29 protein-coding genes and 1 other annotated feature are annotated in these 26216 nt (G+C 55.1%); of the genes, 12 read left to right on the top strand and 17 right to left on the bottom strand.

The features are described 5' to 3' along the window. The first annotated feature begins 19 nt into the window (after positions 1-19). Positions 20-1414, top strand: a complete 1395-nt coding sequence (locus IM271_RS16495; protein ID WP_192971188.1) for a GntP family permease — start codon at positions 20-22, stop codon at positions 1412-1414. Between the two features lie 10 nt (positions 1415-1424). Then, complete coding sequence (locus IM271_RS16490; RefSeq protein ID WP_045261579.1) at positions 1425-2195, top strand: 3-hydroxybutyrate dehydrogenase; 771 nt, start codon at positions 1425-1427, stop codon at positions 2193-2195. Between the two features lie 43 nt (positions 2196-2238). Here IM271_RS16490 and selO read toward each other — a convergent pair whose 3' ends face one another. From selO to thrS, 14 genes are all read right to left on the bottom strand, one after another. Continuing rightward, a complete protein-coding gene (gene selO, locus IM271_RS16485) occupies positions 2239-3681 on the bottom strand; it encodes a protein adenylyltransferase SelO (RefSeq protein WP_193052879.1) in 1443 nt (480 codons plus the stop codon). A gap of 61 nt (positions 3682-3742) precedes the next feature. Beyond that, positions 3743-4459, bottom strand: a complete 717-nt coding sequence (locus IM271_RS16480) for an EAL domain-containing protein (RefSeq protein ID WP_028012821.1) — start codon at positions 4457-4459, stop codon at positions 3743-3745. 291 nt (positions 4460-4750) lie between these two features. Further along, entirely contained in the window at positions 4751-5215 is a 465-nt protein-coding gene (locus IM271_RS16475; RefSeq protein ID WP_028012820.1) for a C40 family peptidase, read from the bottom strand. Positions 5216-5289: 74 nt separating this feature from the next. Then, positions 5290-6045, bottom strand: a complete 756-nt coding sequence (btuD, locus tag IM271_RS16470; RefSeq protein ID WP_193052878.1) for a vitamin B12 ABC transporter ATP-binding protein BtuD — start codon at positions 6043-6045, stop codon at positions 5290-5292. Then, a complete protein-coding gene (locus IM271_RS16465; protein WP_028012818.1) occupies positions 6045-6596 on the bottom strand; it encodes a glutathione peroxidase in 552 nt (183 codons plus the stop codon). The genes btuD and IM271_RS16465 overlap by 1 nt, the downstream gene beginning before the upstream one ends. 22 nt (positions 6597-6618) lie before the next feature. Beyond that, positions 6619-7599, bottom strand: a complete 981-nt coding sequence (btuC, locus tag IM271_RS16460) for a vitamin B12 ABC transporter permease BtuC (RefSeq protein ID WP_088205301.1) — start codon at positions 7597-7599, stop codon at positions 6619-6621. Between the two features lie 102 nt (positions 7600-7701). Then, positions 7702-8001: an integration host factor subunit alpha gene (gene ihfA, locus IM271_RS16455; RefSeq protein WP_003857805.1), complete on the bottom strand. Its 300-nt coding sequence runs from the start codon at positions 7999-8001 to the stop codon at positions 7702-7704. Positions 8002-8005: 4 nt separating this feature from the next. Then, positions 8006-10393, bottom strand: a complete 2388-nt coding sequence (pheT, locus tag IM271_RS16450; protein WP_193052877.1) for a phenylalanine--tRNA ligase subunit beta — start codon at positions 10391-10393, stop codon at positions 8006-8008. Between the two features lie 15 nt (positions 10394-10408). Beyond that, entirely contained in the window at positions 10409-11392 is a 984-nt protein-coding gene (gene pheS / locus IM271_RS16445) for a phenylalanine--tRNA ligase subunit alpha (RefSeq protein WP_193052876.1), read from the bottom strand. A gap of 62 nt (positions 11393-11454) precedes the next feature. Then, positions 11455-11579, bottom strand: a sequence feature (Phe leader region). Next, complete coding sequence (gene pheM, locus IM271_RS16440) at positions 11530-11574, bottom strand: pheST operon leader peptide PheM (RefSeq protein ID WP_001386830.1); 45 nt, start codon at positions 11572-11574, stop codon at positions 11530-11532. Its footprint overlaps the feature before it by 45 nt. Positions 11580-11696: 117 nt before the next feature. Beyond that, the gene (gene rplT, locus IM271_RS16435; protein WP_000124850.1) at positions 11697-12053 is read right to left on the bottom strand and encodes a 50S ribosomal protein L20; all 357 of its coding nucleotides are present in this window, start codon (positions 12051-12053) and stop codon (positions 11697-11699) included. A 50-nt stretch (positions 12054-12103) separates the two neighbouring features. Next, the gene (rpmI, locus tag IM271_RS16430; RefSeq protein ID WP_003030583.1) at positions 12104-12301 is read right to left on the bottom strand and encodes a 50S ribosomal protein L35; all 198 of its coding nucleotides are present in this window, start codon (positions 12299-12301) and stop codon (positions 12104-12106) included. 97 nt (positions 12302-12398) lie between these two features. Further along, the gene (gene infC, locus IM271_RS16425) at positions 12399-12941 is read right to left on the bottom strand and encodes a translation initiation factor IF-3 (protein WP_023616141.1); all 543 of its coding nucleotides are present in this window, start codon (positions 12939-12941) and stop codon (positions 12399-12401) included. A gap of 3 nt (positions 12942-12944) precedes the next feature. Next, entirely contained in the window at positions 12945-14873 is a 1929-nt protein-coding gene (thrS, locus tag IM271_RS16420; protein WP_028012814.1) for a threonine--tRNA ligase, read from the bottom strand. Positions 14874-15196: 323 nt separating this feature from the next. On the opposite strand from thrS, the gene yncL reads away from it, so the two are divergent. Together yncL and yniD are read left to right on the top strand one after the other, a co-directional pair. Continuing rightward, positions 15197-15289, top strand: a complete 93-nt coding sequence (gene yncL, locus IM271_RS16415; protein WP_021241082.1) for a stress response membrane protein YncL — start codon at positions 15197-15199, stop codon at positions 15287-15289. Between the two features lie 98 nt (positions 15290-15387). Continuing rightward, positions 15388-15495, top strand: coding sequence for a small membrane protein YniD (gene yniD, locus IM271_RS16410; RefSeq protein ID WP_008500658.1), 108 nt, complete (start codon positions 15388-15390; stop codon positions 15493-15495). Positions 15496-15574: 79 nt separating this feature from the next. On the opposite strand, the gene IM271_RS16405 is transcribed toward yniD, so the two are convergent. Beyond that, the gene (locus IM271_RS16405; protein ID WP_045261584.1) at positions 15575-16333 is read right to left on the bottom strand and encodes a YdiY family protein; all 759 of its coding nucleotides are present in this window, start codon (positions 16331-16333) and stop codon (positions 15575-15577) included. Between the two features lie 294 nt (positions 16334-16627). On the opposite strand from IM271_RS16405, the gene pfkB reads away from it, so the two are divergent. From pfkB to IM271_RS16390, 3 genes are all read left to right on the top strand, one after another. Further along, positions 16628-17560 (top strand): 6-phosphofructokinase II, encoded by a 933-nt coding sequence (pfkB, locus tag IM271_RS16400; protein WP_041910452.1) that lies wholly within the window; start codon positions 16628-16630, stop codon positions 17558-17560. A gap of 104 nt (positions 17561-17664) precedes the next feature. Continuing rightward, positions 17665-17955, top strand: a complete 291-nt coding sequence (ghoS, locus tag IM271_RS16395; RefSeq protein ID WP_028012811.1) for a type V toxin-antitoxin system endoribonuclease antitoxin GhoS — start codon at positions 17665-17667, stop codon at positions 17953-17955. Between the two features lie 105 nt (positions 17956-18060). Further along, a complete protein-coding gene (locus tag IM271_RS16390; protein WP_041910453.1) occupies positions 18061-18921 on the top strand; it encodes a fructosamine kinase family protein in 861 nt (286 codons plus the stop codon). A gap of 36 nt (positions 18922-18957) precedes the next feature. Here the strand turns inward: IM271_RS16390 and IM271_RS16385 are convergent, their stop codons facing one another. After that, a complete protein-coding gene (locus IM271_RS16385; protein ID WP_049000725.1) occupies positions 18958-19494 on the bottom strand; it encodes a YniB family protein in 537 nt (178 codons plus the stop codon). Positions 19495-19641: 147 nt separating this feature from the next. On the opposite strand from IM271_RS16385, the gene hxpB reads away from it, so the two are divergent. The 4 genes from hxpB (at position 19642) to tcyP (ending at position 23408) form a co-directional block, all read left to right on the top strand. Then, entirely contained in the window at positions 19642-20313 is a 672-nt protein-coding gene (gene hxpB, locus IM271_RS16380) for a hexitol phosphatase HxpB (RefSeq protein WP_028012808.1), read from the top strand. A gap of 127 nt (positions 20314-20440) precedes the next feature. Beyond that, positions 20441-21202 (top strand): 2-dehydro-3-deoxy-D-gluconate 5-dehydrogenase KduD, encoded by a 762-nt coding sequence (gene kduD / locus IM271_RS16375; protein ID WP_041910455.1) that lies wholly within the window; start codon positions 20441-20443, stop codon positions 21200-21202. A 94-nt stretch (positions 21203-21296) separates the two neighbouring features. Beyond that, on the top strand, positions 21297-21887 hold the full coding sequence (locus IM271_RS16370; RefSeq protein ID WP_032644865.1) for a metal-dependent hydrolase: 591 nt from the start codon (positions 21297-21299) through the stop codon (positions 21885-21887). A 129-nt stretch (positions 21888-22016) separates the two neighbouring features. Further along, entirely contained in the window at positions 22017-23408 is a 1392-nt protein-coding gene (tcyP, locus tag IM271_RS16365; RefSeq protein ID WP_193052875.1) for a cystine/sulfocysteine:cation symporter, read from the top strand. A 48-nt stretch (positions 23409-23456) separates the two neighbouring features. On the opposite strand, the gene cedA is transcribed toward tcyP, so the two are convergent. Beyond that, on the bottom strand, positions 23457-23732 hold the full coding sequence (gene cedA / locus IM271_RS16360) for a cell division activator CedA (protein WP_223239595.1): 276 nt from the start codon (positions 23730-23732) through the stop codon (positions 23457-23459). Between the two features lie 168 nt (positions 23733-23900). On the opposite strand from cedA, the gene katE reads away from it, so the two are divergent. Next, on the top strand, positions 23901-26150 hold the full coding sequence (katE, locus tag IM271_RS16355; protein ID WP_049000718.1) for a catalase HPII: 2250 nt from the start codon (positions 23901-23903) through the stop codon (positions 26148-26150). Positions 26151-26216 lie beyond the last annotated feature (66 nt).

The raw sequence follows: 26216 nt of genomic DNA, 5'->3' as shown, positions 1-26216 counted from the left end.
ATAAGTAAAGTGAGGAGTCATAATGAGTGTGTTAATAGCCCTGGCGGCGCTGGCACTGCTGATGCTGGCGGCCTACCGCGGATACAGCGTTATTTTGTTTGCGCCGATCGCGGCGCTCGGTGCCGTGCTGCTGACCGATCCGGGTGCCGTCGGCCCGACGTTTACCGGCCTGTTTATGGAAAAGATGGTGGGCTTCGTCAAGCTCTACTTCCCGGTGTTCCTGCTGGGTGCGGTGTTTGGCAAGCTGATTGAGCTTTCCGGCTTCTCACGCTCCATCGTCGCCGCCGCAATCCAGATCCTCGGGCGTCGACACGCCATCCCGGTGATTGTCCTGGTATGCGCGCTGTTAACCTACGGCGGCGTTTCGCTGTTCGTGGTGGCGTTTGCGGTGTACCCGTTTGCCGCCGAGCTGTTTCGCCAGAGCGGCATCCCTAAGCGGCTGATCCCGGCCACCGTGGCGCTGGGGGCATTCTCGTTTACCATGGACGCCCTGCCCGGCACGCCGCAGATCCAGAATATCATCCCCACCAGCTTCTTCGGCACGAACGCCTGGGCGGCCCCGTGGCTGGGGCTTATCGGCTCTCTGTTTATTATCATCTTTGGCCTGCTCTGGCTGGAGCGCCAGCGCCGGAAGGCGCTCAATAATAATGAAGGTTACGGCACGGATCTGAAAAATGAACCCGAGACGCCGGATAACATTAATCTCCCGCATCCGCTGATTGCTATCTCCCCGCTGCTGGTGGTGGGCATACTGAACCTGCTGTTTACCCGCTGGATCCCCGGCTGGTACGGCGTGAGTCACGAGCTTACCCTGCCTGGCCTGGCGAAACCGATTGTGACCGAGGTGAGCAAGATCACCGCCATCTGGGCCGTGGAGGCGGCGCTGATCGCCGGTATCGTGCTGGTGCTGATTTTTGGCTTTCGCAATATCCGGGGGCGTCTGGCTGAAGGCAGCCGAACGGCGGTGAGCGGAGCCATTCTGGCGGCGATGAATACCGCCTCGGAATACGGTTTCGGCGCGGTTATCGCGGCGCTGCCTGGGTTCCTGGTGTTATCCAAAGCGCTGGCTGCCATTCCGAATCCGCTGCTAAATGAGGCCATCAGCGTTACCGTGCTCGCGGGGATCACCGGTTCGGCGTCCGGCGGGATGAGTATTGCCCTTGCCGCCATGTCCGACTCGTTTGTCGCCGCCGCCCATGCGGCCAATATCCCGCTTGAGGTGCTGCACCGCGTGGCCTCGATGGCGAGCGGCGGGATGGATACCCTTCCCCATAACGGCGCGGTGATTACTCTGCTGGCTATCACCGGCCTGAGCCATCGCCAGGCCTACGGCGGCATTTTCGCTATCACCATCATTAAAAGTCTGGCAGTACTTTTTGTCATTGCCGTGTTCTATCTGACCGGCATTGTGTAAGGAGAGAAAAATGAATCTGAACGGTAAAACCGCCCTGGTCACCGGCTCAACCAGCGGCATTGGTCTGGGGATCGCCCGCGTGCTGGCGAAGGCGGGCGCGCAGCTGATCCTCAACGGCTTCGGCGACAGCGCATCGGCACGGGAAGAGATTGCGCAACTGGGCAAAAAGCCGGGCTATCACGATGCGGATCTGCGGGACGTATTGCAGATTGAGGCCATGATGCGCTACGCCGAATCGCAGTTTGGCGGCGTGGACATTCTTGTGAACAACGCCGGGATCCAGCACGTGGCTCCGGTTGACGCCTTCCCGGTAGAGAAATGGAACGACATTATCGCCATTAATCTTTCCGCGGTGTTTCACACCAGCCGGCTGGCGCTGCCGGTCATGCGGGATAAAAACTGGGGGCGCGTCATCAATATCGCCTCCGTTCACGGGCTGGTCGCGTCGAAAGAGAAATCGGCCTACGTTGCGGCCAAGCACGGCGTGGTGGGCTTTACCAAATCCCTGGCGCTGGAAATCGCCCGCACGGGTATTACCGCCAATACTATCTGCCCCGGCTGGGTACTGACCCCGCTGGTGCAGCAGCAAATCGACAAACGTATCGCGGACGGCGTACCGCCGGAGCAGGCTCGCGAACAGCTTCTGGCGGAGAAACAGCCTTCAGGGGAGTTTGTTACCCCGGAACAGCTGGGCGAGCTGGCGCTATTTTTGTGCAGCGACGGCGCCGTGAACGTTCGCGGCGCCGCGTGGAATATGGATGGCGGCTGGGTTGCTCAGTGATGAACAGGCCGGGAAAGGCAACGTCGCCGCCCGGCTAAAATCGCTAGCTTGAGCAGCTGACCTCCAGCCGCTTGCCCCAGTCAGGCGGGCGGCTGACGTAATCATCATCCCGGTCGGCAAACGGCGTGCGCAACGCCAGATGCAGACGGTGTAGCTCGTCGTACTCACCCTGCTCTGCCTGCTCAATCGCCCGCTGCGCCAGCCAGTTGCGTAATACCATCGCGGGATTCGCTGCGTTCATCTGCGCCTGACGGGTAGCGTCGTCTACCTGCTCCTGCTGCAGCCGCGTGCGGTACTGTGCAAACCAGTCGTCAAACGCCTGACGGTCAATAAACTCGTCGCGCAGCGGCGAGGCGGCGCTGTGCTGCTCCGTCTGGCTCAGCATTCGGAAGGTGCGGGTGTAATCGCTCCCTTCACGCGCCATCAGGGTAAACAGGCCGTTGAGGATGTCGTTGTCGCCCTTCTCCTGGGTCATCAGCCCCAGCTTGTTACGCATCAGCGTGCCGTATTCCCGCAGCAAAAGGTCCTGATAGCTGTCGAGCGCATCGTTCAGGGCATCAACGTCGATAAACGGCGATAAGGTTTGTGCAAGCCGCTGGAGGTTCCACAGCCCAACCGCCGGCTGATTATCAAAGCTGTAACGCCCCTGATAGTCGGAATGGTTGCAGATATACCCCGGCTGATAATCGTCCAGGAAACCAAACGGACCGTAATCAAAGGTCAGGCCGAGAATCGACATGTTGTCCGTATTCATGACCCCGTGAGCAAAGCCTACCGTTTGCCAGCGCGCAATCATCGTGGCGGTACGGGCAACCACGTCCCGGAACCAGAGAACGTATTTATCCGCCTCATCCTGCAGATGCGCCCAGTGGTGGCGAATGGCGAAGTCCGCGAGCTGGCGAACCTTGTCCGGCTCGCGGCGATAGTAAAAGTGCTCAAAATGACCAAAGCGGAGATGGCTTTGCGCTATGCGCATCAGCATAGCCCCCTTTTCCACCGTTTCGCGCGTCACCGGCGTGTCGCTGGTGACGATCGACAGCGCGCGGGTGGTGGGAATCCCCAGCGCATGCATCGCTTCGGATGCCAGACTTTCGCGTATCGTTGACCGCAATACCGCGCGCCCGTCGCCCATTCGTGAGTAAGGGGTAAGACCTGCGCCTTTCAGATGCCAGTCAACCGTCTCCCCGTTGGGAAGCCGTTGTTCGCCGAGCAGGATCCCCCTGCCGTCACCCAGCTGCCCCGCCCAGACGCCAAACTGGTGTCCGCTATAGACCTGAGCCAGAGGCTGCATACCGGGGAGAAGCGTCTCGCCTCCCCAGACGCCAGCACTGTCTGAACGCTGAAACAGATCGGGCGGAATGGCCAGCTCATCGGCCAGCCGATCGTTATGCCAGATAAGACGTGAATTATGTAACGGTGTTGGTTTGAGTGCGGTGTAAAAGCCAGGCAACTCGTCATGCCAGTGAGCAGTAAAAGACAGGGTCATAAGTCCTCCTGCCTTTAGTGTAGAGGGTTTACCCGGACTTAAACACGGGCGAAAGGCAGGGTTATCGCTGCTGAACGAGCGTCGTGACGTGCTCCGCCGAGACGGCTGGCCAGAGCGCACCCTGCATGGCACCAAAATTGAAGGACAGAACGCGCTGCAGCAAACCGTGGTCGTCAATGCCGGAGACGATCACCGACTGGCAGTGCGGCGTTATTTGCCAGAGGATCGCGCGCATAAAAGGCTCGAAAGAAAGCTCAGAAGCACGCTGCTGGATGAATCCTTTATCAAGAATAACCCGTTTAAATAATCCATCATAGACGGCCTTGAGCGATGCAGCACCGGCTCCAAAGTTTGCCAGCACCAGCGGAAAATGGATCGCCATTCTTGCCAGCTGCAGATCGTCCTTTCCGTTATTTAAACCTGGATAGTTCTCATTAACAGTAAACTCAAGAAACGGATAACGCTCAAGAATTGAAACAGCATTCCCATTACTTAATAAAAACTCAACAATTGCTGGTGTAATATTGATCCATGCAATTAACTGATGCTGAATAAAAAACAGTTTACAGGTATCAAGCAATTGCAGTTTTTCGTTAAACAGCGCTAACTCCTCTGCCGCTGAAAGCCGAGGGATAACGAGCTCAGTGGGGATCCTCACATCGGTGCCGACGCCAGTAAAGTTAACCAGTATTTCTAAACCTTTTAGCTCGCCTGCGCTATTACGGGCAGGCAGAAGCATCAGTTCAGACTGGTAAGCATTATCTAGCGTAATAATCATTGCACTCGCCCCGCATTAAAGATGAGAGAGGACATCCTGGAGCAATTGCTGACACAATTCCACTGTCTTGATTTTAATAAGTTTAATTTCATTAGTTCCGTATTAATTTTCAGATTTATCCCTGAATCTAAAATAATCTTATCCTGGTTACTGAATAATAGCCAGTTTTAGATAAAACAGACACATAAGGATGTTGCTAATTTAGGTAAATTTAACTTTAATCAGCTTATTTGAGAAAAACGGCATGGTTTAATAGTTACCATGCCGACATAAGAAACGTGTTCGGGCAGTCTAAATACGTCGCGCCTGCCAGAAATTTTTACGCCAGTACACGTTATCGAGAGAAGAGCGCATCACGCCGCGGCTGGTAGAGGCATGAATAAACTGATTGTCTGTATCATATATCCCAACATGCAGGCCGCTTTCTCCCGATCCGGTTTTGAAAAAGACCAGGTCACCGGGAAGGAGATCGTCTTTATCAATTTCAGTGCCTATTTCCGCCTGCTTGCGCGTGTCTCGCGGAAGCTGTAAATCAAACTTGTCACGAAACGTCATCAGGACAAAGCCTGAGCAGTCCACCCCGCCGCGGCTCATGCCGCCGTAGCGATAAGGCGTGCCGCGCCAGTTGCTCAGCTGATCGTTAAGGCTGGCAATAACGGTGATAGAATCCGATAGCCGCGGATTAGGCGGCGGTGCACGATGGCTGCTGCATCCCGCAAGAAAGAGTGCCGCCACGAAGAGAAACCAGAATCGCATTTTCAGACGAATCCTCTGCTTTTATTGTTCTTTTGGTAATTTAGCGTGCAATTGTGTTAACAGGCAAGAAACGGTTACTCCTGCCCGGTAGAAATCAGCATCTTATGTCCCTCTATATCCAGCCTGCGGAACGACATGTTGTAGGCGCGGGCAAGATTTGGCGGCGTAAGGACCCGATCCCGCGTACCGCTGGCGATCATCCTGCCGCGCGACAGGAGCCACACGCGATGGGCGTGACGTAACGTATGGTTAAGATCGTGGCTGCTCATCACTACGGCGATACCTTTCCTGCTCAGAGCGCTTAGCAGGCTATCCAGCGCCGCCTGCTGGGCAACATCCAGACCGCTCATCGGTTCATCCAGCAGCAGCATCCTCCCGTGAGGATTGCCCGCGGGATGGATCTGCAGAATGACCGCCGCCAGACGCACCCGCTGCCATTCTCCTCCAGAAAGCTGGCTGGCATGCCGGGACAGTTTATCTTCCAGCCCTAACGCCGCAGCCACTTCCTCCAGCAGTGCCGTATGCTGTTTGTCGTGCAGATGCAGCATCAGATAATGCCAGACCGGCATCGCAAAAGGCGGTACCTGCTGCTGCACCATGTAGCTGCGCCGGTGGGCCAGCGAGGCGGGTGACCAGTCGACCAAAGCATGTTCCAGCAGCGTAATCTGCCCTGGCCCGGTGGTCAGCCCCGCCATCCGCGCCAGCAGCGTACTTTTACCCGCGCCGTTTGGCCCGACGAGATGCAGGATTTCACCCGAATTGATGTCGCAGGTTACCGGCTCCAGACGCCCCTTCTCGGCGACGTCCGTGAGCTGCATCAGCAGCGACATTATTTCGCCAGCGCCAGCTTAATAGATTCCATGACGATCGGGTCCTCAGGCGTCATATCCGGCGAAAAACGCTGAACGACCTGGCCGTCACGACCAATCAGGAATTTTTCGAAGTTCCACAGAATATCGTCCGGATAGAGCGGCGCGCGGCCTTTGCTGGCCATGCGCTCGTAAAAACCGCTCTCTTCCGGCGCAACGGCCTTCGGCGCGGCGGCAATCAGCTTCGCATACAGCGGATGGCGGTCTTCACCGTTGACGTCAATTTTGCTGAACATCGGGAACGTCACGCCATAAGTGGTGCTGCAGAAGGTTTTGATCTCTTCCTCGCTGCCCGGCTCCTGGCCCAGGAACTGGTTGCACGGGAAGCCCAGCACGGTAAAACCGTCTTTCTCCCAGGCCTTCTGAATATTCTCCAGCTGCTCGTACTGCGGCGTCAGGCCGCATTTCGATGCCACGTTGACGATGAGCAACACCTTGCCTTTGTAGCTTTCCAGCGTGGTGTTATCCCCATCAATGGTGGTCACTTCGGTATTCAGGATATCTGACTGCATAGCATTTCCTCAGGTTGTCGATTTAACGTCCAGCTTTTAATAGTAGCCAGATAAAGACTGGCGCGCCCAGCGTTGCGGTCACCACGCCAACAGGCAATTCTGCGGCCGTCAGGGCGAGACGGGCGATGATGTCGGCCACCAGCAGCGTGGCTGCCCCGGCAACCGCCGAGGCCGGAAGCAAGGTTCGATGATCCGTGAAGCCGCAAAGACGTAGCATGTGCGGAATAACCAGCCCGATAAAGCCAATCGCCCCCGCCAGGGCCACGCTCACGCCTACCAGCCAGCCAATGGCAATGACCAGTACGTTACGCCAGAAACCAATCGGCATGCCCAGCTGGCGGGCAGAGATTTCCCCCAGCGCGAGCCGATTCAGCGGCTGGGCCTGCAGCGCAGCCCACGCGATGACCGGCACCAGCAGCGCCATTAGCCAGCCCTGGTGCCAGTCGACGCCGCCAAAGCCGCCCATCATCCAGTACATGAGCTGACGCAGGTCAAAGGAGGTCGAGAAGTAGACCGCCCAGGTCATCAGCGCGCTACAGATGATCCCCAGCGCGACGCCGGCAAGCAGCAGCCGGCTGGTCGACAGGTGACGTCTGGCGAAGCGAAGAAGAATGACTGTGATCAGCAGTGCGCCAAGAATGGCGCTCAGGCTAATGCTCCAGCCGGAGAGTCCTCCCCCGCCCAGCATCACCGCCGCAATCAGCCCGACGCCTGCACCGTTCGACACCCCCAGCAGGCCGGGCTCCGCCAGCGGGTTTTCGAACAGCGCCTGCATAATAGTGCCAGACAGCGCCAGCGCGGCGCCGACCAGGATCACCGCGACGGTGCGCGGCAGGCGAATTTGCCAGACGAAGAGCTGACCGTCAGGCCCCAGCCAGCTTTCAGGCCCGATCCAGCTGTCGCCTGCGCAGAGGCTAATACCCGCGGCAAGAATAAGCAGCAGCACCAGCAGAAGCAGGCGACGCCGATCGGAACGGTGCTGGCGATGAGCATAATCAAGCATGTGTACGGTTTGTTAGCGAGTGATGTAATTGATTTTACGGCGTGTTTGCCGGAGAGCGCAAAGAAAAAAGGCCGCGTGGGCGGCCTTTTTGGTTAGTTCATATTACTCTGCTTTAGGCGTTGCGTTTTCGACGCGGCTCTTTAACTTCTGGCCGGGTCTGAAGGTCACCACGCGGCGGGCTGTAATGGGAATATCTTCCCCCGTCTTCGGGTTACGGCCCGGACGTTGGTTTTTGTCTCGCAAATCAAAATTGCCAAAACCGGAGAGTTTTACCTGCTCACCATTTTCCAGAGCACGACGGATCTCTTCGAAAAACAGCTCTACCAGCTCTTTGGCATCCCGTTTGCTAAGCCCAAGCTTATCAAACAGATATTCTGACATTTCAGCTTTTGTAAGCGCCATAGGTTCAATCCCTCAATGATGCCTGGAATCGCTCTTTTAATGCCTCTACACATTTGGCGACGGTAGCGGCAATCTCCTCTTCTTCGAGTGTACGGCTGGTATCCTGAAGGATAAGGCTGATAGCGAGGCTCTTGAAACCTTCTGCTACGCCCTTGCCGCGGTACACGTCAAATAAGTTTACGCCAACTACCTGATTTACGCCAACTTTCTTACATTCGGCCAAAATATCTGCTGCGGGCACGTTTTCAGCGACTACAACCGCGATATCACGGCGGTTCGCCGGGAAGCGGGAGACGTCCTGCGCCTGAGGAATGACGCGGTCTGCAACCGGGCTCCACTCCAGCTCGAACACGATGGTACGGCCGTTCAGGTCCAGCTTACGCTCCAGCTCCGGGTGGACAACGCCAATGAAACCAACGCGTTTGCCGTCTAAATAAATCGCCGCGCTCTGGCCCGGATGGAGCGCAGGAATCGCTTCCGCGCGGAACTCAATTTCAGATAATTTACCGGTCAGATCCAGAATCGCTTCCAGATCGCCCTTCATATCGTAGAAATCAACCGTGCCTTTTGCCAGGTCCCAGTGCTCTTCGTAGCGGTTACCGCTGATGGCACCAGCCAGCATGAGATCCTGACGGATGCCTAAATTTGCCTGATTATCCGGCACAAAGCGCAAACCGCTTTCGAAAATGCGCACGCGGTTTTGCTGGCGGTTCTGGTTGTAAACGATAGTCCCCAGCAGGCCCGTCCACAGGGACAGACGCATCGCGGACATTTCGCTGGAGATTGGGCTTGGCAGGATCAGCGCTTCCTGACCCGGGTGGATCAGCTGCTGCAGCTTAGGATCAACGAAGCTGTAGGTGATCACTTCCTGGTAGCCTTTGTCGTTCAGCATGGTTTTCACACGCTTCAGGGACAGGTCGGCTTCACGGTGGGTGCCCATCACCAGACCCGCCTGCACAGGCTCGTCAGGGATGTTGTTGTAGCCGTAAACACGGGCCACTTCTTCCACCAGATCTTCTTCAATTCCCATGTCGAAACGCCATGACGGCGCAACGGCCTTCCACTCGTCCTGACCTTCGGTCACTTCACAGCCCAGACGCTTCAGGATATCGGTCACCTGCGCGTCGGCAACGTGGTGCCCAATCAGGCGATCCAGCTTGCTGCGGCGCAGGGTAATGGTCGCACGCTTCGGCAGGGTCGCTTCGTTGGTGACGTCGATAACCGGGCCCGCTTCGCCGCCGCAGATGTCGATCAGCAGGCGGGTTGCACGCTCCATCGCTTTGTACTGCAGCGCTGGGTCAACGCCGCGCTCGTAGCGGTGAGACGCATCGGTGTGCAGGCCGTGACGGCGCGCGCGGCCGGTGATGGAGAGCGGGCTGAAGAACGCACATTCGAGCAGGACGTTTTGCGTTTCGTCGTTGACGCCAGAGTGTTCGCCACCAAAGATACCGCCCATCGCCAGCGCTTTGCTGTGGTCAGCAATCACAAGGGTGTCGGCGTTCAGTTTGGCTTCTGTGCCGTCCAGCAGCACCAGGGTTTCCCCCTCTTTCGCCATGCGCACAACGATGCCGCCGTCGATACGATCTTTATCGAACGCGTGCATCGGCTGGCCCAGCTCCAGCAGAACGTAGTTAGTGACGTCAACCACGGCGTCGATTGAGCGGATACCGCAGCGGCGCAGCTTCTCTTTCATCCAAAGCGGGGTTGGCGCTTTAACGTTAATGCCTTTTACCACGCGACCGAGGTAGCGCGGGCAGGCATCAGCAGCGTCAACCTGAATCGGCAGCACGTCACTGATGGTCGCTTCAACCGGCACAATCTCCGGCGCGTTGAGTTCGGTCTGGTTCAGTACGGCAACGTCGCGCGCCACGCCGATGATACCTAAGCAGTCGGCACGGTTTGGCGTGACGCTGATTTCGATAGTATTGTCATCAAGCTTCAGGTATTCACGGATATCGGTGCCAACTGGCGCATCCAGCGGCAGCTCGATGATGCCGTTGTGGTCGTCGGAAATACCCAGCTCGGAGAACGAGCACAGCATGCCTTCAGACGGCTCACCGCGCAGCTTGGCCGCTTTGATTTTGAAATCACCTGGCAGCACGGCACCGACGGTCGCCACGGCCACCTTCAGGCCCTGACGGCAGTTTGGCGCACCGCAGACGATGTCCAGCAGACGGTCGCCGCCTACGTTCACTTTTGTCACGCGCAGTTTGTCAGCGTTAGGGTGCTGGCCGCACTCGACTACTTCACCCACCACGACGCCGTTGAAGGCACCGGAAACCGGCTCAACGCCGTCAACTTCCAGGCCCGCCATGGTGATCTGGTTGGAAAGCGCTTCGCTGTCCAGCGTGGTGTTCACCCACTCGCGTAACCACAGTTCACTGAATTTCATTGTTCTGTCCTGCCCTTATTTAAACTGTTTGAGGAAACGCAGATCGTTTTCGAAGAATGCACGTAAGTCGGTCACGCCGTAGCGCAGCATGGTCAAACGCTCCATGCCCATGCCGAAGGCAAAGCCGGAGTATACTTCCGGATCGATACCCACGTTGCGCAGCACGTTTGGATGCACCATGCCGCAGCCCAGCACTTCCAGCCATTTGCCGTTTTTACCCATCACGTCAACTTCCGCAGACGGTTCAGTGAACGGGAAGTAGGACGGACGGAAACGAACCTGCAGATCTTCCTCAAAGAAGTTGTTCAGGAAATCGTGCAGCGTGCCCTTCAGGTTGGTGAAGCTGATGTTTTTATCAACAATCAGACCTTCCATCTGGTGGAACATTGGGGTGTGGGTCTGATCGTAGTCGTTACGATACACGCGGCCCGGCGCGATGATGCGGATTGGCGGTTCCTGATCCTTCATGGTACGGATCTGAACGCCAGAGGTCTGGGTACGCAGCAGACGCGTCGCGTCAAACCAGAAAGTGTCGTGGTCAGCGCGTGCCGGATGATGGCCAGGAATGTTCAGGGCGTCGAAGTTGTGGTAATCATCTTCGATTTCCGGGCCAGTCGCCACGGTAAAGCCGAGCTCACCGAAGAAACTTTCAATACGATCGATAGTACGGGTAACCGGATGCAGACCACCGTTTTCAATACGGCGACCCGGCAGAGAAACGTCGATGGTTTCTGCCGCAAGACGCGCGTTTAGTACCGCGCTCTCCAGCTCGGCCTTACGCGCGTTCAGCGCCTGCTGAACCTGCTCTTTGGCTTCGTTAATCACCGCACCCGCTGCCGGGCGTTCTTCTGGCGGCAGTTCACGCAGGGTTATCATTTGAAGGGTCAGGTGCCCTTTTTTCCCAAGATATTCGACGCGGACATTGTCTAACGCGGCAACATCTGAGGCCTGATTAATGGCGGCTGTTGCACTGGCAACCAGCTCTGCGAGATGTGACATGATTTTCCTCATTATGTCGGTGCAGACACCGATTTGGTGGAGTTATTCTCTCAAATTCAGGCACAAAAAAAGCCTCCATCGGGAGGCTTATCTGGCGCTGTTTTTCGTTTCATCTTTCACGCGCTAGCCTCCTGGAGTCAGGTGCTAAAGTAAAAGAAGAAACGGAAAATAGCAGCATTCATGCTTGCGTTACCTTGTTGGGTATAAACCGGTAAGACCTTATTGAAAAGCCTGCACGGATAAATGTCAATCTTCTGATGGTGTTAAATGAAAAGAGGGAGCCAGGCCCCCTCTCTCAACTGGCTTATGCCAGTGCTGCTTTCGCTTTTTCGACCAGAGCGGTGAACGCTACTTTGTCGAATACTGCGATGTCAGCCAGGATCTTACGGTCGATTTCAACAGAGGCTTTTTTCAGGCCGTTGATGAATTTGCTGTAAGAAATACCGTTCTGACGTGCTGCTGCGTTGATACGCGCAATCCACAGTTGACGGAACTGACGCTTACGCTGACGACGGTCACGGTAAGCGTACTGACCTGCTTTGATAACAGCCTGGAAGGCAACGCGGTATACGCGTGAACGCGCACCGTAGTAGCCTTTAGCTTGTTTCAAAATTTTCTTGTGACGTGCACGTGCAATTACACCACGTTTTACGCGAGCCATATGTGCTCTCCTGTATCTATATTCTTAGTAAAAAATTAAACGTTAACGGCTTATGCGTACGGCAGGCACGCGATAACCAGACCCAGATCGCCTTTAGAAACAAGGCCTTTTGGACGCAGGTGACGTTTACGCTTAGTAGATTTTTTGGTCAGAATATGACGCAGGTTTGCGTGCTTACGCTTAAATCCACCACCACCGGTTTTTTTGAAGCGCTTAGCAGCACCGCGTACGGTCTTAATTTTTGGCATCTTAATAACTTCCACTTCGCATTGTTAAATAAACGAAACATAGGCGAACAAAACCTATGAAACCCGAAGGCTCCACAGATTTTGCTGCTTGAAGGCCTTACTGTTTCTTCTTAGGAGCGAGCACCATGATCATCTGGCGGCCTTCGATCTTCGTAGGGAAGGATTCGACTACTGCCAGTTCACTCAGATCGTCACGGACGCGGTTAAGCACTTCCATACCAATCTGTTGGTGGGCCATCTCACGACCGCGGAAACGCAGTGTGATCTTGGCCTTATCGCCATCTTCCAGAAAGCGAATCAGGCTGCGGAGTTTTACCTGATAATCGCCATCGTCGGTACCAGGACGGAATTTGATTTCCTTAACCTGGATAACTTTTTGCTTCTTCTTCTGTTCCTTAGAAGACTTACTCTTTTCATAAAGGAACTTGCCGTAGTCCATGATACGACAAACTGGCGGTTCGGCGTTAGGGCTGATTTCAACTAAATCTACTCCAGCTTCTTCAGCCTTTTCGATCGCTTCTCTCAGACTCACAATCCCCAGCTGCTCGCCTTCCAGACCTGTTAAGCGAACTTCCTGGGCGCGAATCTCGCCATTGATACGATTCGGACGTGCCGTTTGAACTCGTTTTCCGCCTTTAATACCTTATTCCTCCAGTTGTTGAAGACTGCGGCTGCGAATCTCTTGTTGCAGCTTCTCAATCACTTCACTTACGTCCAGGCTGCCCAGGTCTTTACCACGGCGGGTGCGAACGGCAACTTTGCCTGCTTCCACCTCTTTATCACCACAGACCAACATATACGGGACACGACGTAAAGTGTGCTCGCGGATTTTAAAGCCAATCTTCTCATTTCTCAAGTCTGCTTTTACGCGAATGCCCGCATTTTGTAGTTTCTGCGTCAATTCTTTAACGTAATCTGCCTGAGAATCGGTAATGTTCATCACCACGACCTGCACTGGCGCAAGCCAGGTTGGGAAGAAGCCCGCGAACTCTTCGGTCAGGATGCCGATGAAGCGCTCCAGAGAACCGAGAATAGCACGGTGAATCATGACCGGTACCTGACGCTCGTTGTCTTCGCCAACATAAGAGGCGCTTAAACGCTGCGGCAGGGAGAAGTCCAGCTGTACAGTACCGCACTGCCATGCGCGATCGAGGCAGTCATACAGGGTAAATTCAATTTTCGGACCGTAGAATGCGCCCTCGCCCAGCTGGTATTCGAACGGAATACCGTTCTCTTCCAGCGCTACGGCGAGATCCGCTTCTGCGCGATCCCAGGTCTCATCGCTACCGATACGTTTTTCCGGACGCGTTGAGAGTTTGACCACGATCTTCTCGAAGCCAAAGGTGCTGTACATATCGTAGACCATACGAATACAGGCGTTAACTTCATCACGTACCTGATCTTCAGTACAGAAGATATGCGCATCATCCTGAGTAAAGCCACGAACGCGCATCAGACCGTGCAGCGCACCTGATGGTTCGTTACGGTGGCAGCTACCGAACTCCGCCATACGCAGCGGCAGGTCGCGGTAGGATTTCAGACCCTGGTTGAAGATCTGAACGTGGCCCGGGCAGTTCATTGGCTTGATGCAGTATTCACGGTTCTCGGACGAGGTGGTGAACATCGCATCTTTGTAGTTGTCCCAGTGGCCGGTTTTTTCCCACAGCACACGGTCCATCATGAACGGGCCTTTCACTTCCTGATACTGGTACTCTTTCAGCTTGGAACGTACGAACGTTTCCAGTTCACGGAAGATAGTCCAGCCATCGTTATGCCAGAACACCATACCCGGCGCTTCTTCCTGCATGTGGTACAGGTCAAGCTGCTTACCGATTTTACGGTGGTCACGCTTCGCGGCCTCTTCCAGGCGCTGCAGGTACGCGTTCAGGGCTTTCTTATCCGCCCACGCGGTACCATAGATACGCTGCAACATCTTGTTGTTGCTGTCGCCACGCCAGTAGGCGCCGGCGATCTTCATCAGTTTGAAATGATGACAGAAGCGCATGTTCGGCACGTGCGGTCCACGGCACATGTCGACGTATTCTTCGTGATGGTACAAGCCAGGCTTGTCATCATGAGCAATGTTTTCATCGAGAATAGAGACTTTATAGCTTTCGCCACGCTTGACGAAGGTTTCACGCGCTTCGTGCCAGCTGACTTTCTTCTTGATGACGTCATAGTTGGTCTCGGCGAGCTCGTGCATACGTTTTTCGAGCGCGTCGATATCTTCCTGGGTCAGGGTGTGGTCAAGATCAACGTCGTAGTAGAAACCGTTGTCGATAACCGGACCGATCGCCATTTTGGTGTTTGGCCACAGCTGCTTGATAGCATGACCCAACAGGTGTGCGCAGGAGTGACGAATGATCTCCAGACCTTCTTCGTCTTTCGCGGTGATGATTGCAAGCGTCGCATCGTTTTCAATCAGATCGGACGCATCAACCAGCTCACCGTTAACACGGCCGGCGATGGTCGCTTTCGCGAGGCCAGGACCGATGTCCAGGGCGACATCCATAGGGCTAACAGCGTGGTCGAAATGGCGTTGGCTGCCATCAGGAAGAGTAATTACAGGCATTTTATATCCTTATTTGCAGTGATGCCCCACACATAAGAGCATATACAAAGAAAATAATCGTGATTTGACAATAGATTACGACACCATCTGACCAACAATCGTCAAATTGGTTCGTCATCATTCACCTGCCGGAAAATCAGACAACGCCGGATATACGGCAAGCCTTGCAATGTTAACACTAACAAAAGGGAGATTGCACCCTCTGCTGGCAGATTGATGTGCTGGCACTTTCGCATGAATTTGCAGATCGCAATTCCCGATGCTCGCATTTCAGAGATGCTGGGCTACTCTTGAACAGATCTTTAAACCCAAAGGTGCATACTATGAACGTATCCAGTAGAACGGTTGTGATTTTAAACATCCTTTCCGCCACAGGTTTATTGTTGATTCTCGCCGAACGATTCCACTGGTTCTGAGCTGAACCCTACGCTGGCATAACCCAATCGATCCCGAGAAGGGGCATATTTCGGTCCTGTTTGGTAGACTGTGGGTATCAACGAACAAGGATTAGGTTATGCCAACAAAACGCTTTGCCGTAAAACACTGGAAAATGGTGCTGGTGCTGATTGCCATCTGCGGCGCGATGCTGTTACTCCGCTGGGCGGCAATGATTTGGGGCTAGGGGCGAAGACAGCTCATCAGAGGGACGTCACAAGACCAGAGCGAATAAACGGGCCGACATGATTATCGGCCCGTTTTCATTACATTCTATAACCCAGTGAAACCGTGGTTCTGCGGTCGGTGTGATCCGGTGCAGATTCAGGTGGTGAAGAGTTCCAGGTCACGTTGTAGGCGACTTTCAGACCAAAGTGTTCGTTGATGGCCACGTTCAGCGCCGACTCAGAGTTCAGCGTCGTGTCGTCGGCACCAAATACGGAAACACCCTGGGTAAATTTGGTGTTGTCAGTCATCTGCCAGGCATAGGTGCCGGAAGCGTAACCGAGCGGTTGGGTTTTGGTATCGCCATTGGTGTACTCGTCGTAACGCACACCTGGACCGAATTCAAAACGGAGGCTGTGTACCGGACCGTTCAGGAACTGGCGACCATAACCCGCGGTGAACACATCGCGCTGGCGATAGCCATTGTAACGGTCGGTTAACCAGCTTGCCTGACCAAACAGGTAATCATAGTCGGTCATGTTGTAACGGCTACGTCCGCCTACCGCATATTTCTCGGAAGAACGTTCGTCATTAGCGGACGTATTGCTGGCATTCCCCCACAGAGACCAGGCGGTGGTATTACCGTACCAGGTGAGCGTACTGTCCGCCGTCAGAGAAGAGCTTTTGGTGTTACCGGATTGTGCCAGGTACCCGGCATTCAGGTTACCTTCGAACGGTTTTTTCGCGGTGGAAGGATCGTCCATGACAGTAAAAACGGAATCATCGGCGGTCGCGTTCATAGCCGCAAACACGCCACCCGCCAGCATCAGTGCAGCGGGCACTGTCTTTAAAAGCTTCATTTTATTAAGGAGTCCGTACAACAAAAAAAGAGACCACACGGTCCCGGAATCTTTCTTGAGGATCAATGACAAGGCGTCCAGAGAAAGGTAACAAATTATAAAAAGGCGCAAATAACATAGCAATGATTTCTTATTTCATTTTTTGAATAAGAACGATCCCAAAAAACGTTTTATTTTATATATCCCTCATCGCATTTATGTCAGCATTCATTTTTAAAATCATACTGTTATTTACATTGCCTTCCTGTCGATCGGTGCCAGGCTTAAAAGAACCCATGCTAAAAGGAGGTTATGATGGCTTCTATTTATACGCTGACGCTCTCCCCTTCCCTCGACTCCGCGACCATAACGCCGCAGATTTACCCGGAAGGTAAACTACGCTGTAGCGCACCCGTATTTGAGCCGGGCGGTGGCGGGATTAACGTTGCGCGCGCGATTACCCACCTCGGTGGTAAAGCGACTGCCATCTTTCCGGCCGGTGGTGCAACGGGGGAGCATCTTGTTGCCTTGCTGGCCGATGAACAGGTTGCCGTGGATACCGTTGACGCCAAAGACTGGACCCGGCAGAACCTGCATGTCCACGTTGAGTCCAGCGGGGAACAGTATCGTTTCGTTATGCCAGGCGCCAGGCTGAGCGATGATGAGTTTCGTCAGCTGGAAGAGAAGGTGCTAACCATTGAAAGCGGCTCGCTGCTGGTCATCAGCGGTAGCCTGCCGCCAGGCGTCAAAACAGAAAAGCTGACAGCACTGGTTGATGCCGTACTTCAGCGCGGCATTCGCTGCATTGTCGACAGTTCAGGCGAAGCCCTGCAGGCGGCATTAGAACCCGGACAGCTTGAGCTCGTTAAGCCTAACCAGAAAGAGCTGAGTGCGCTTGTTAATCGCGAACTTAGCCAGCCGGATGACGTGCGTACTGCCGCAGAAGAACTGGTTCGCAGCGGCAAAGCGCACCGCGTTGTCGTCTCTCTCGGTCCTCAGGGTGCGCTGGCCGTCGACAAGACGGGCTTTGTGCAGGTTGTTCCGCCCCCAATGAAGAGCCAGAGCACCGTCGGCGCAGGCGACAGTATGGTCGGCGCGATGGCGCTGAAGCTGGCGCAGGGCGCATCACTTCTGGAGATGACGCGCTATGGCGTCGCGGCGGGGAGTGCCGCCACCATCAATCAGGGAACGCGCCTGTGTTCGCTTGCCGATACGCAGAAAATCGTCGATTACCTGTCACGAAGCTAACCGATATATCCCCCTCCTGACGGAGGGGGAATATCTGTGGAAGTCGCCAAATATGGCGTATCGACTATGCTAAAAAAACTTTCAGGATAACAACGAGGTGAATTATGAGCAGTGGTGATATCACCCGCTACGTCGTGACCATCAGCCTTCATGAAGCATCGCTGACCGAGCTTAACGAGCTCAACAATGCCTTTACACGGGCGAATTTCCTGCTCACGCTAACGGATGACGAAGGTCATATTCATGATTTAGGCACCCTGGCGTTTGGCCTGATCGCAGCCCTGAGTGAAGAAGAGGTGCATGCGCTGGCCGCCAGCCTGGTGGAAAGCGTGACCGACAAGCCTGCCGACATCACCGTGGAGACGTGGGAACGCTGGCAGAAAAAAGAACAATAAGTGCCCTGCATGAAATTAATCCGCTCAGGTGTGCGTTAGTTCGTATTTTTTTACCGCAGTTATGCGCTAACTTTATGATCTGGCAGACAACATGGGAGAGTCAACATGTGGCAGGCTATCAGTCATCTTTTACATGAGCAATTGGGTGAAGGTGAAATTGAACTGCGTAACGAGCTGCCGGGCGGGGAAATTCACGCCGCGTGGCATTTACGCTACGCAGGACGCGATCTGTTCGTTAAATGCGACGAGCGAGAGCTGCTCCCGATTTTTACCGCTGAAGCCGATCAGCTTGAACTGTTGTCCCGCAGTAAAACGGTGACGGTACCTGAGGTGCTGGCCGTGGGCAGTGACCGGGACTACAGCTTTCTGGTGATGGACTATCTCCCTGCCCGCCCGTTGGACGCCCATAATGCCTTTATTCTCGGGCAACAGTTAGCGCGTCTGCACCAGTGGAGCGACCAGCCCCAGTTTGGTCTCGACTTCGACAACGACCTTTCCACCACGCCGCAGCCCAATGCCTGGCAGCGCCGCTGGTCGACGTTCTTTGCCGAGCAGCGCATCGGATGGCAGCTTGAACTGGCCGCAGAGAAAGGGCTGGAATTTGGCAATATTGATGCCATCGTCGAGCATGTGCAACAGCGCCTGGCCTCCCACCAGCCTCAGGCGTCTTTGCTGCACGGTGATTTATGGTCCGATAACTGCGCGCTGGGCCCCAACGGCCCGTATATCTTCGACCCGGCCTGCTACTGGGGCGACAGAGAGTGCGATTTGGCCATGTTGCCCCTGCATCCCGAACAACCGCCGCAAATATACGATGGGTATCAGTCTGTCTCCCCCCTGCCGCCGGACTTCCTTGAGCGCCAGCCCGTGTATCAGCTCTATACGCTGATGAACCGAGCCATTCTTTTTGGCGGGCAACATCTGGTCAACGCCCAGCGCGCGCTTGAACGCGTGCTTGCGGCTTAAAGACAAAACGGGTGGCCTTGCCGCCACCCTAATTCGTTACAGAAAACCGAGCAGTGAGAAGAAGAAATATCCCGCCACGATGATGATAACCGGCAGGATATAGAGCGGGAAAATTTGCAGGAAAATGGTGTGACGAGGCACCACAATGCGGGATTCAATCTGCTCCCGGCTCATTCCTTCAGGACCTTTCGCCTTCTCAAGGATAAGCTGATCTTCCACCCCTTCCCGTAAAAAACGGGTCTGGCGACTCATTCGTGCGCCCGATGCCTGCAGCGCCATCGCAATAAAAATCAGCGCATAGATAATCCAGAACCCAATATTCAGCTGCTGGTGAAAGTCCGGCGTTGGCGAGTTGAACCAGAAGACGTTCAGGAACGGGGTGTTAAACCGCACCATCTCAATCATGACATGCGCAAAATCAAGCATTACCGCATTAATGCCCGGCTGTTTTTCGCTGTGATCGTACATAAACTTCAGCACGGATATCAGCGTAGAAATGACGGCAGGAATAAAAATCACCCAGCCTGCAATACGTTTTAAGACAGCAATGCGTCCAGCTTGTTGATACGTCATCAGTTCCTCTTCATAAAGACGCGTGATTTGAGCCTAAGTCTACCTGCTGGACATCAATTTCGCCCGCTCTTTAAAAGCAATATGCTAAATTGCAGACTGTGCTTAGCACTTATCGTCTGTCGAACACCTGGATAAGGAGACGTTGTGATGTCGACACCGCGCCAGATACTTGCCGCTATTTTTGACATGGATGGATTACTGATTGATTCCGAGCCGTTGTGGGATCGCGCCGAGCTGGACGTGATGGCCAGCCTGGGCGTTGATATCAGTCGCCGTAATGAACTTCCCGACACGCTGGGCCTGCGTATTGATATGGTCGTTGACCTGTGGTACGCCCAACAGCCGTGGGTTGGGCCCGATCGCGACGAAGTCACCTCGCGTATTATCAGCCGCGCCATCGCGCTGGTGGAGGAGAACAAGCCGCTCTTGCCGGGCGTACATGAGGCTGTCGCGCTGTGCAAGTCTCAGGGGCTGAAGGTTGGCCTGGCTTCCGCTTCACCGCTGCATATGCTGGAAAAAGTGCTGATCATGTTTGAGCTGCGCGACAGTTTTGACGCCCTGGCGTCTGCGGAAAAACTGCCCTACAGCAAGCCGCATCCGCAGGTCTATATGGACTGCGCCGCGAAGCTGGGTCTTGATCCGCTTACCTGCGTCGCGCTGGAAGATTCAGTAAACGGCATGGTGGCCTCCAAAGCCGCGCGTATGCGCTCCATTGTGGTTCCCGATGAAGAAAACCGCCACGATCCCCGGTATGCTCTTGCCGACGTTAAGCTGAATTCGCTGGCTGAACTGACGGTACAACACCTGCGCGGCGAATAGCGCCCCTCCTACAGGCAGCGTCATGCTGCCTGATAAAAACAAAACACAGTTTCATTTTGTTTGCTTTTCTCATCCCTGCCTCCTATCTTTAACGTCAACACGACGATAACCAGCTTCTGAGGCGCGTATGATACTGGACACCTTTACTCTTTCAGGCAAAGTGGCCCTCATCACCGGGTGCGATACCGGGCTGGGGCAAGGCATGGCTATTGCGCTGGCGCAGGCAGGTTGCGATATCGTTGGGGTAAATCGCAAAGCTCCAGAGAAAACGGCCAGCGCCGTCACCGCCCTGGGAAGACGTTTTGTGGCTATTCGGGCCGATCTGAGCCAGCAGGAAAATCTTCAGTACGTCGTGGACACCGCCGTGGCGGAGATGGGACGAATTGATATTCTGGTGAACAATGCCGGGACGATTCGACGGGAGGAGGCTCTGACGTTCAGCGAAAAAGACTGGGATGACGTTATGAACCTGAATCTCAAGTCGCTCTTTTTCCTCTCTCAGGCGGTCGCTAAGCGATTTATCACCCAGGGCCAGGGCGGCAAAATTATCAATATCGCCTCTATGCTCTCCTTTCAGGGCGGCATTCGCGTGCCGTCGTATACCGCCTCGAAAAGCGGCGTACTGGGGATCACGCGCCTGCTGGCAAATGAGTGGGCGCTACATGGCATCAACGTGAATGCCATCGCGCCGGGCTACATGGCGACGAACAACACGCAGCAGCTGCGCGATAACGAACAGCGTAACGCGGAGATCCTTGACCGCATCCCGGCGGGTCGATGGGGAGTACCGGATGACCTTCAGGGGCCGGTCGTCTTTTTAGCCTCCCCCGCATCAGATTACGTGAATGGTCACACCTTAGCCGTCGATGGCGGCTGGCTGGCGCGCTGAGGCGCCTTTGTGACAAACAGTTACACCGTCACCTCTTTCGTCCACTGTATAAAAACCCTATACTGTATAAATTGACAGTTTCGTGGGTTTTATCATGACGGCGGAAGGCCACCTGCTTTTTTCAATTGCGTGCGCAGTATTTGCCAAAAACGCAGAACTTACTCCCGTGCTTGCACAGGGAGACTGGTGGCATATTGTCCCTTCTGCCGTTTTAACCTGTCTGCTGCCCGATATTGACCACCCAAAATCCTTCCTCGGACAGCGCCTGAAGTGGGTGTCGAAGCCCATCGCCCGCGCGTTCGGCCACCGCGGGTTTACCCACAGCCTGCTGGCCGTTTTTGGCCTGCTCACGCTTTTCTATTTAAAAGTCCCTGAAAGCTGGATAGTGCCGGGCGATGCCATTCAGGGCATGGTGCTGGGTTATTTAAGCCATATCCTCGCCGATATGCTGACGCCCGCGGGCGTGCCGTTGCTTTGGCCCTGCCGCTGGCGTTTCCGTTTTCCGATCCTTGCGCCGCAGAAAGGGAATCAGCTTGAACGCGTGCTGTGCATGGCGCTGTTCGCCTACGCCGTCTGGATGCCGCAAACCTTGCCCGAAAACAGTGCAGTGCGCTGGTCTTCCCAGATGATCAATTCGCTGCAATTTCAGTTCAATCGTTTTATTCATCACCAGATTGAACAGTAAACCAACAAAATCATTCCATTTGTCATAAACCATTCCATTTGGATATAAGCGCCACATCACACTTCTGCTAACCTTCCGCCAACAGGATCGGGAAAAACCGATCCCACATAATAAATCAGGAGAACGGGGATGAATTTTCCACTCATCGCGAACATAGTCGTGTTCGTCGTATTACTATTGCTTCTCGCGCAGGCGCGCCACAAACAGTGGAGCCTGGCGAAAAAAGTACTGGTCGGTCTGGTCATGGGTGTGGTGTTTGGTCTGGCCTTACACGCCGTCTACGGCTCCGATAGTCCGGTACTGAAAGAGTCCATTCAGTGGTTCAACATTGTCGGTAACGGCTACGTCCAGCTGCTGCAGATGATCGTTATGCCGCTGGTGTTCGCCTCTATTCTGAGCGCCGTAGCCCGTCTGCACAACGCAACTCAGCTGGGTAAAATCAGCTTTCTGACCATTGGTACGCTGCTCTTTACCACGCTGATTGCCGCGCTGGTGGGGGTGCTGGTTACCAACCTGTTTGGCCTGACGGCCGAAGGTCTGGTTCAGGGTACCGCTGAAACGGCGCGTCTGACCGCAATTCAAACCAACTACGTGGGTAAAGTGGCTGATCTGACGGTTCCGCAGATGGTCCTCTCCTTCATTCCGAAGAACCCGTTTGCTGACCTGACCGGTGCAAGCCCAACCTCTATCATCAGCGTGGTGATCTTCGCGGCATTCCTGGGCGTGGCTGCGCTTAAGCTGCTGAAAGACGACGCGCCGAAAGGCGAACGCGTGCTGACGGCGATTGATACCCTGCAAAGCTGGGTGATGAAGCTGGTCCGTCTGGTCATGCAGCTGACGCCATACGGCGTTCTGGCACTGATGACCAAAGTGGTAGCCGGCTCTAACCTGCAGGACATCATTAAGCTGGGCAGCTTCGTTGTCGCCTCTTATCTGGGCCTGGGCATTATGTTCGTGGTGCACGGTATCCTGCTGGGCGTGAACGGCGTCAGCCCGCTGAAATACTTCCGCAAAGTATGGCCGGTACTGACCTTTGCCTTCACCAGCCGTTCCAGCGCAGCGTCTATTCCGCTGAACGTTGAAGCACAGACCCGTCGTCTGGGCGTGCCGGAATCTATCGCCAGCTTCTCTGCCTCCTTTGGTGCTACCATCGGTCAGAACGGCTGTGCGGGGCTCTACCCGGCGATGCTGGCGGTGATGGTTGCCCCAACCGTGGGTATCAACCCGCTGGATCCGGTCTGGATCGCCACGCTGGTCGGGATTGTTACCATCAGCTCCGCCGGCGTTGCAGGTGTCGGCGGCGGTGCAACCTTCGCCGCGCTGATTGTGCTGCCCGCGCTGGGCCTGCCCGTCACGCTGGTCGCCCTGCTGATCTCCGTTGAACCGCTGATCGACATGGGCCGTACCGCGCTGAACGTGAGCGGCTCCATGACTGCCGGTACGCTGACCAGCCAGTGGCTGAAGCAGACCGACAAAACCATTCTGGAAAGTGAAGACGACGCCGAGCTGGCGCACCGTTAATCTCGATAGAAATAAAAAAACCGCCTGATGGCGGTTTTTTTATGGCTGTTATTCTTCAACCTCTTCATCCTGGCGGATTTGCGTCGCCCATCGCTGGGCTGACTCCGGCACGGAAAACGCCGGCGACCGGCGGAAATGTTCCCCCATCAGGACAAAAGCCACATATTTACCGCGAAGCAGCCAGACATCACGAAAACCATCCACTTTCAGGGCATGGTCAGGCGGCGCGGGCTCAACGCGGGGCACATAGCTAATAACCTGGCGGTTTTGTTGACGAAGAGGTTTCATAAGCGACGGATTCACTAAAGCAAATTCTTGAAGCAGGAAAATTCTATGATAGCCGATCCTGCTGCCTTACGTCGCGCTCCGAGTGGGTGAGATGGCTCCTTTCGTTAATAACGTCATGTGAAAAACGCTTAGTTAGCGAGCTATCTCACGACATTGTTCTATCCTTAATAGGGTTTTTAGCAATGGATAAAGGAGAAGCGTGCAATGTCGAACAAAGATAAATCACATCAATCACCGATTCATGGCACTGAAGAATCTCAACCGGGTATGGACTCTCTCGCCCCTGCTGACGGCTCTCACCGCCCCTCGCCGGGCCCATCAGCCCCTGGCGAACAACCAACCGCGCCGGGAAGCATGAAATCGCCGGACACCGGAAACGAGAAGCTGAAATCGCTTGAGCCACACCGTAAAGGCGGCGAAGGTTTTGCACTCACCACCAATCAGGGCGTGCGCATTGCTGACGATCAAAACTCCCTTCGCGCAGGCGCGCGCGGGCCAACCCTGCTGGAAGATTTCATCCTGCGGGAAAAAATTACCCATTTTGACCACGAGCGAATTCCGGAACGCATCGTTCACGCGCGCGGTTCTGCGGCGCACGGCTACTTCCAGCCCTATAAAAGCCTGAAAGCGATCACCAAAGCGGATTTCCTCTCCGACCCGGATAAAATCACGCCGGTCTTTGTGCGTTTCTCCACCGTGCAGGGTGGCGCAGGTTCGGCAGATACGGTGCGTGATATCCGCGGCTTTGCCACCAAGTTTTATACCGAAGAGGGTATTTTCGATCTGGTGGGCAATAACACCCCGGTGTTTTTCATTCAGGATGCGCATAAATTTCCTGACTTTGTCCATGCGGTAAAACCGGAGCCCCACTGGGCCATACCCCAGGGACAAAGTGCGCACGATACCTTCTGGGACTATGTCTCCCTGCAGCCTGAAACCTTACACAACGTGATGTGGGCGATGTCCGACCGTGGGATCCCGCGCAGCTATCGCACGATGGAAGGGTTCGGTATTCATACCTTCCGCATGATCAACGCGGAAGGAAAAGCCACGTTTGTGCGCTTTCACTGGAAGCCGGTAGCGGGCAAAGCCTCGCTGGTATGGGATGAGGCGCAGAAGCTCACCGGGCGCGATCCGGACTTCCATCGCCGCGAACTGTGGGAATCCATTGAAGCGGGTGACTTCCCGGAATATGAACTGGGCTTACAGCTGATCCCGGAAGAAGACGAGTTTAAGTTCGATTTCGACCTGCTTGACCCGACAAAACTCATTCCTGAGGAGCTGGTGCCCGTTCAGCTGGTGGGGAAAATGGTGCTTAACCGCAATCCGGATAATTTCTTTGCCGAAAACGAGCAGGCCGCGTTCCACCCGGGCCACATCGTCCCCGGACTAGATTTCACCAACGATCCGCTCTTACAGGGACGTCTGTTCTCGTATACCGATACGCAGATTAGCCGTCTTGGCGGGCCGAACTTCCACGAGATCCCGATTAACCGCCCAACCTGCCCGTACCATAACTTCCAGCGCGACGGGATGCACCGTCAGGATATTGATACCAACCCGGCAAACTATGAGCCGAACTCCATCAACGACAACTGGCCGCGAGAAACCCCGCCGGGGCCGAAACGCGGCGGATTCGAATCGTACCAGGAGCGTATCGACGGCAACAAAATTCGCGAGCGCAGCCCCTCGTTCGGTGAGTATTACGCCCACCCTCGCCTGTTCTGGAACAGCCAGACGCCGATTGAGCAACAGCACATCATCGGCGGCTTTAGCTTCGAACTGAGCAAAGTGGTGCGCACCTACATCCGCGAGCGCGTGGTCGATCAGCTGGCGCACATTGATATTCAGCTTGCCCAGAGCGTGGCGGATAACCTTGGCATCACGCTAACGGACGAACAGCGCAACCTTGCGCCGCCGAAAGAGGTTAACGGCGTGAAGAAAGATCCATCGCTGAGCCTGTATGCGGTGCCTGGAGGCTCGATTAAAGGCCGCGTGGTCGCGATCCTGCTGAACGACAAAACCCGCGCCAGCGACGTGCTGGGGATTATGCAGGCGCTAAAAACCCAGGGCGTACACGCCAAACTGCTCTATTCCCGCATGGGTGAAGTGACCGCCGATGACGGCTCCGTGCTGCCGGTCGCGGCGACCTTTGCCGGCGCGCCGTCGCTGACCGTCGATGCGGTGATTGTGCCGTGCGGGGATATTGCCAGCCTGCTCAACAACGGTGATGCCATCTATTATCTGCTGGAAGCTTATAAGCACCTGAAGCCGATCGCGCTATCCGGCGACGCGCGTCAGTTTAAAGCACAGCTGAAGGTGGCCGATCAGGGTGAGGACGGCATTGTCGAGGGCGATAACGTTGACGATGCCTTTATGACGAAGCTGTTTGATTTGCTCGCCGCGCACCGCGTCTGGTCGCGCAGCAGTAAGATCGATCAGATTCCGGCGTAAAAACCATTCCCGGTTGTGCGGCCTGATGCCCTCACCACGCCCCTCTCCCACGGGAGAGGGAGAAAA

Source organism: Enterobacter cloacae complex sp. I3 (assembly GCF_014896175.1).
Taxonomy (GTDB): domain Bacteria; phylum Pseudomonadota; class Gammaproteobacteria; order Enterobacterales; family Enterobacteriaceae; genus Enterobacter; species Enterobacter bugandensis.
Note: the sequence above shows the minus strand (reverse complement) of the source record. Positions and strands in the feature narration are given on the sequence as shown.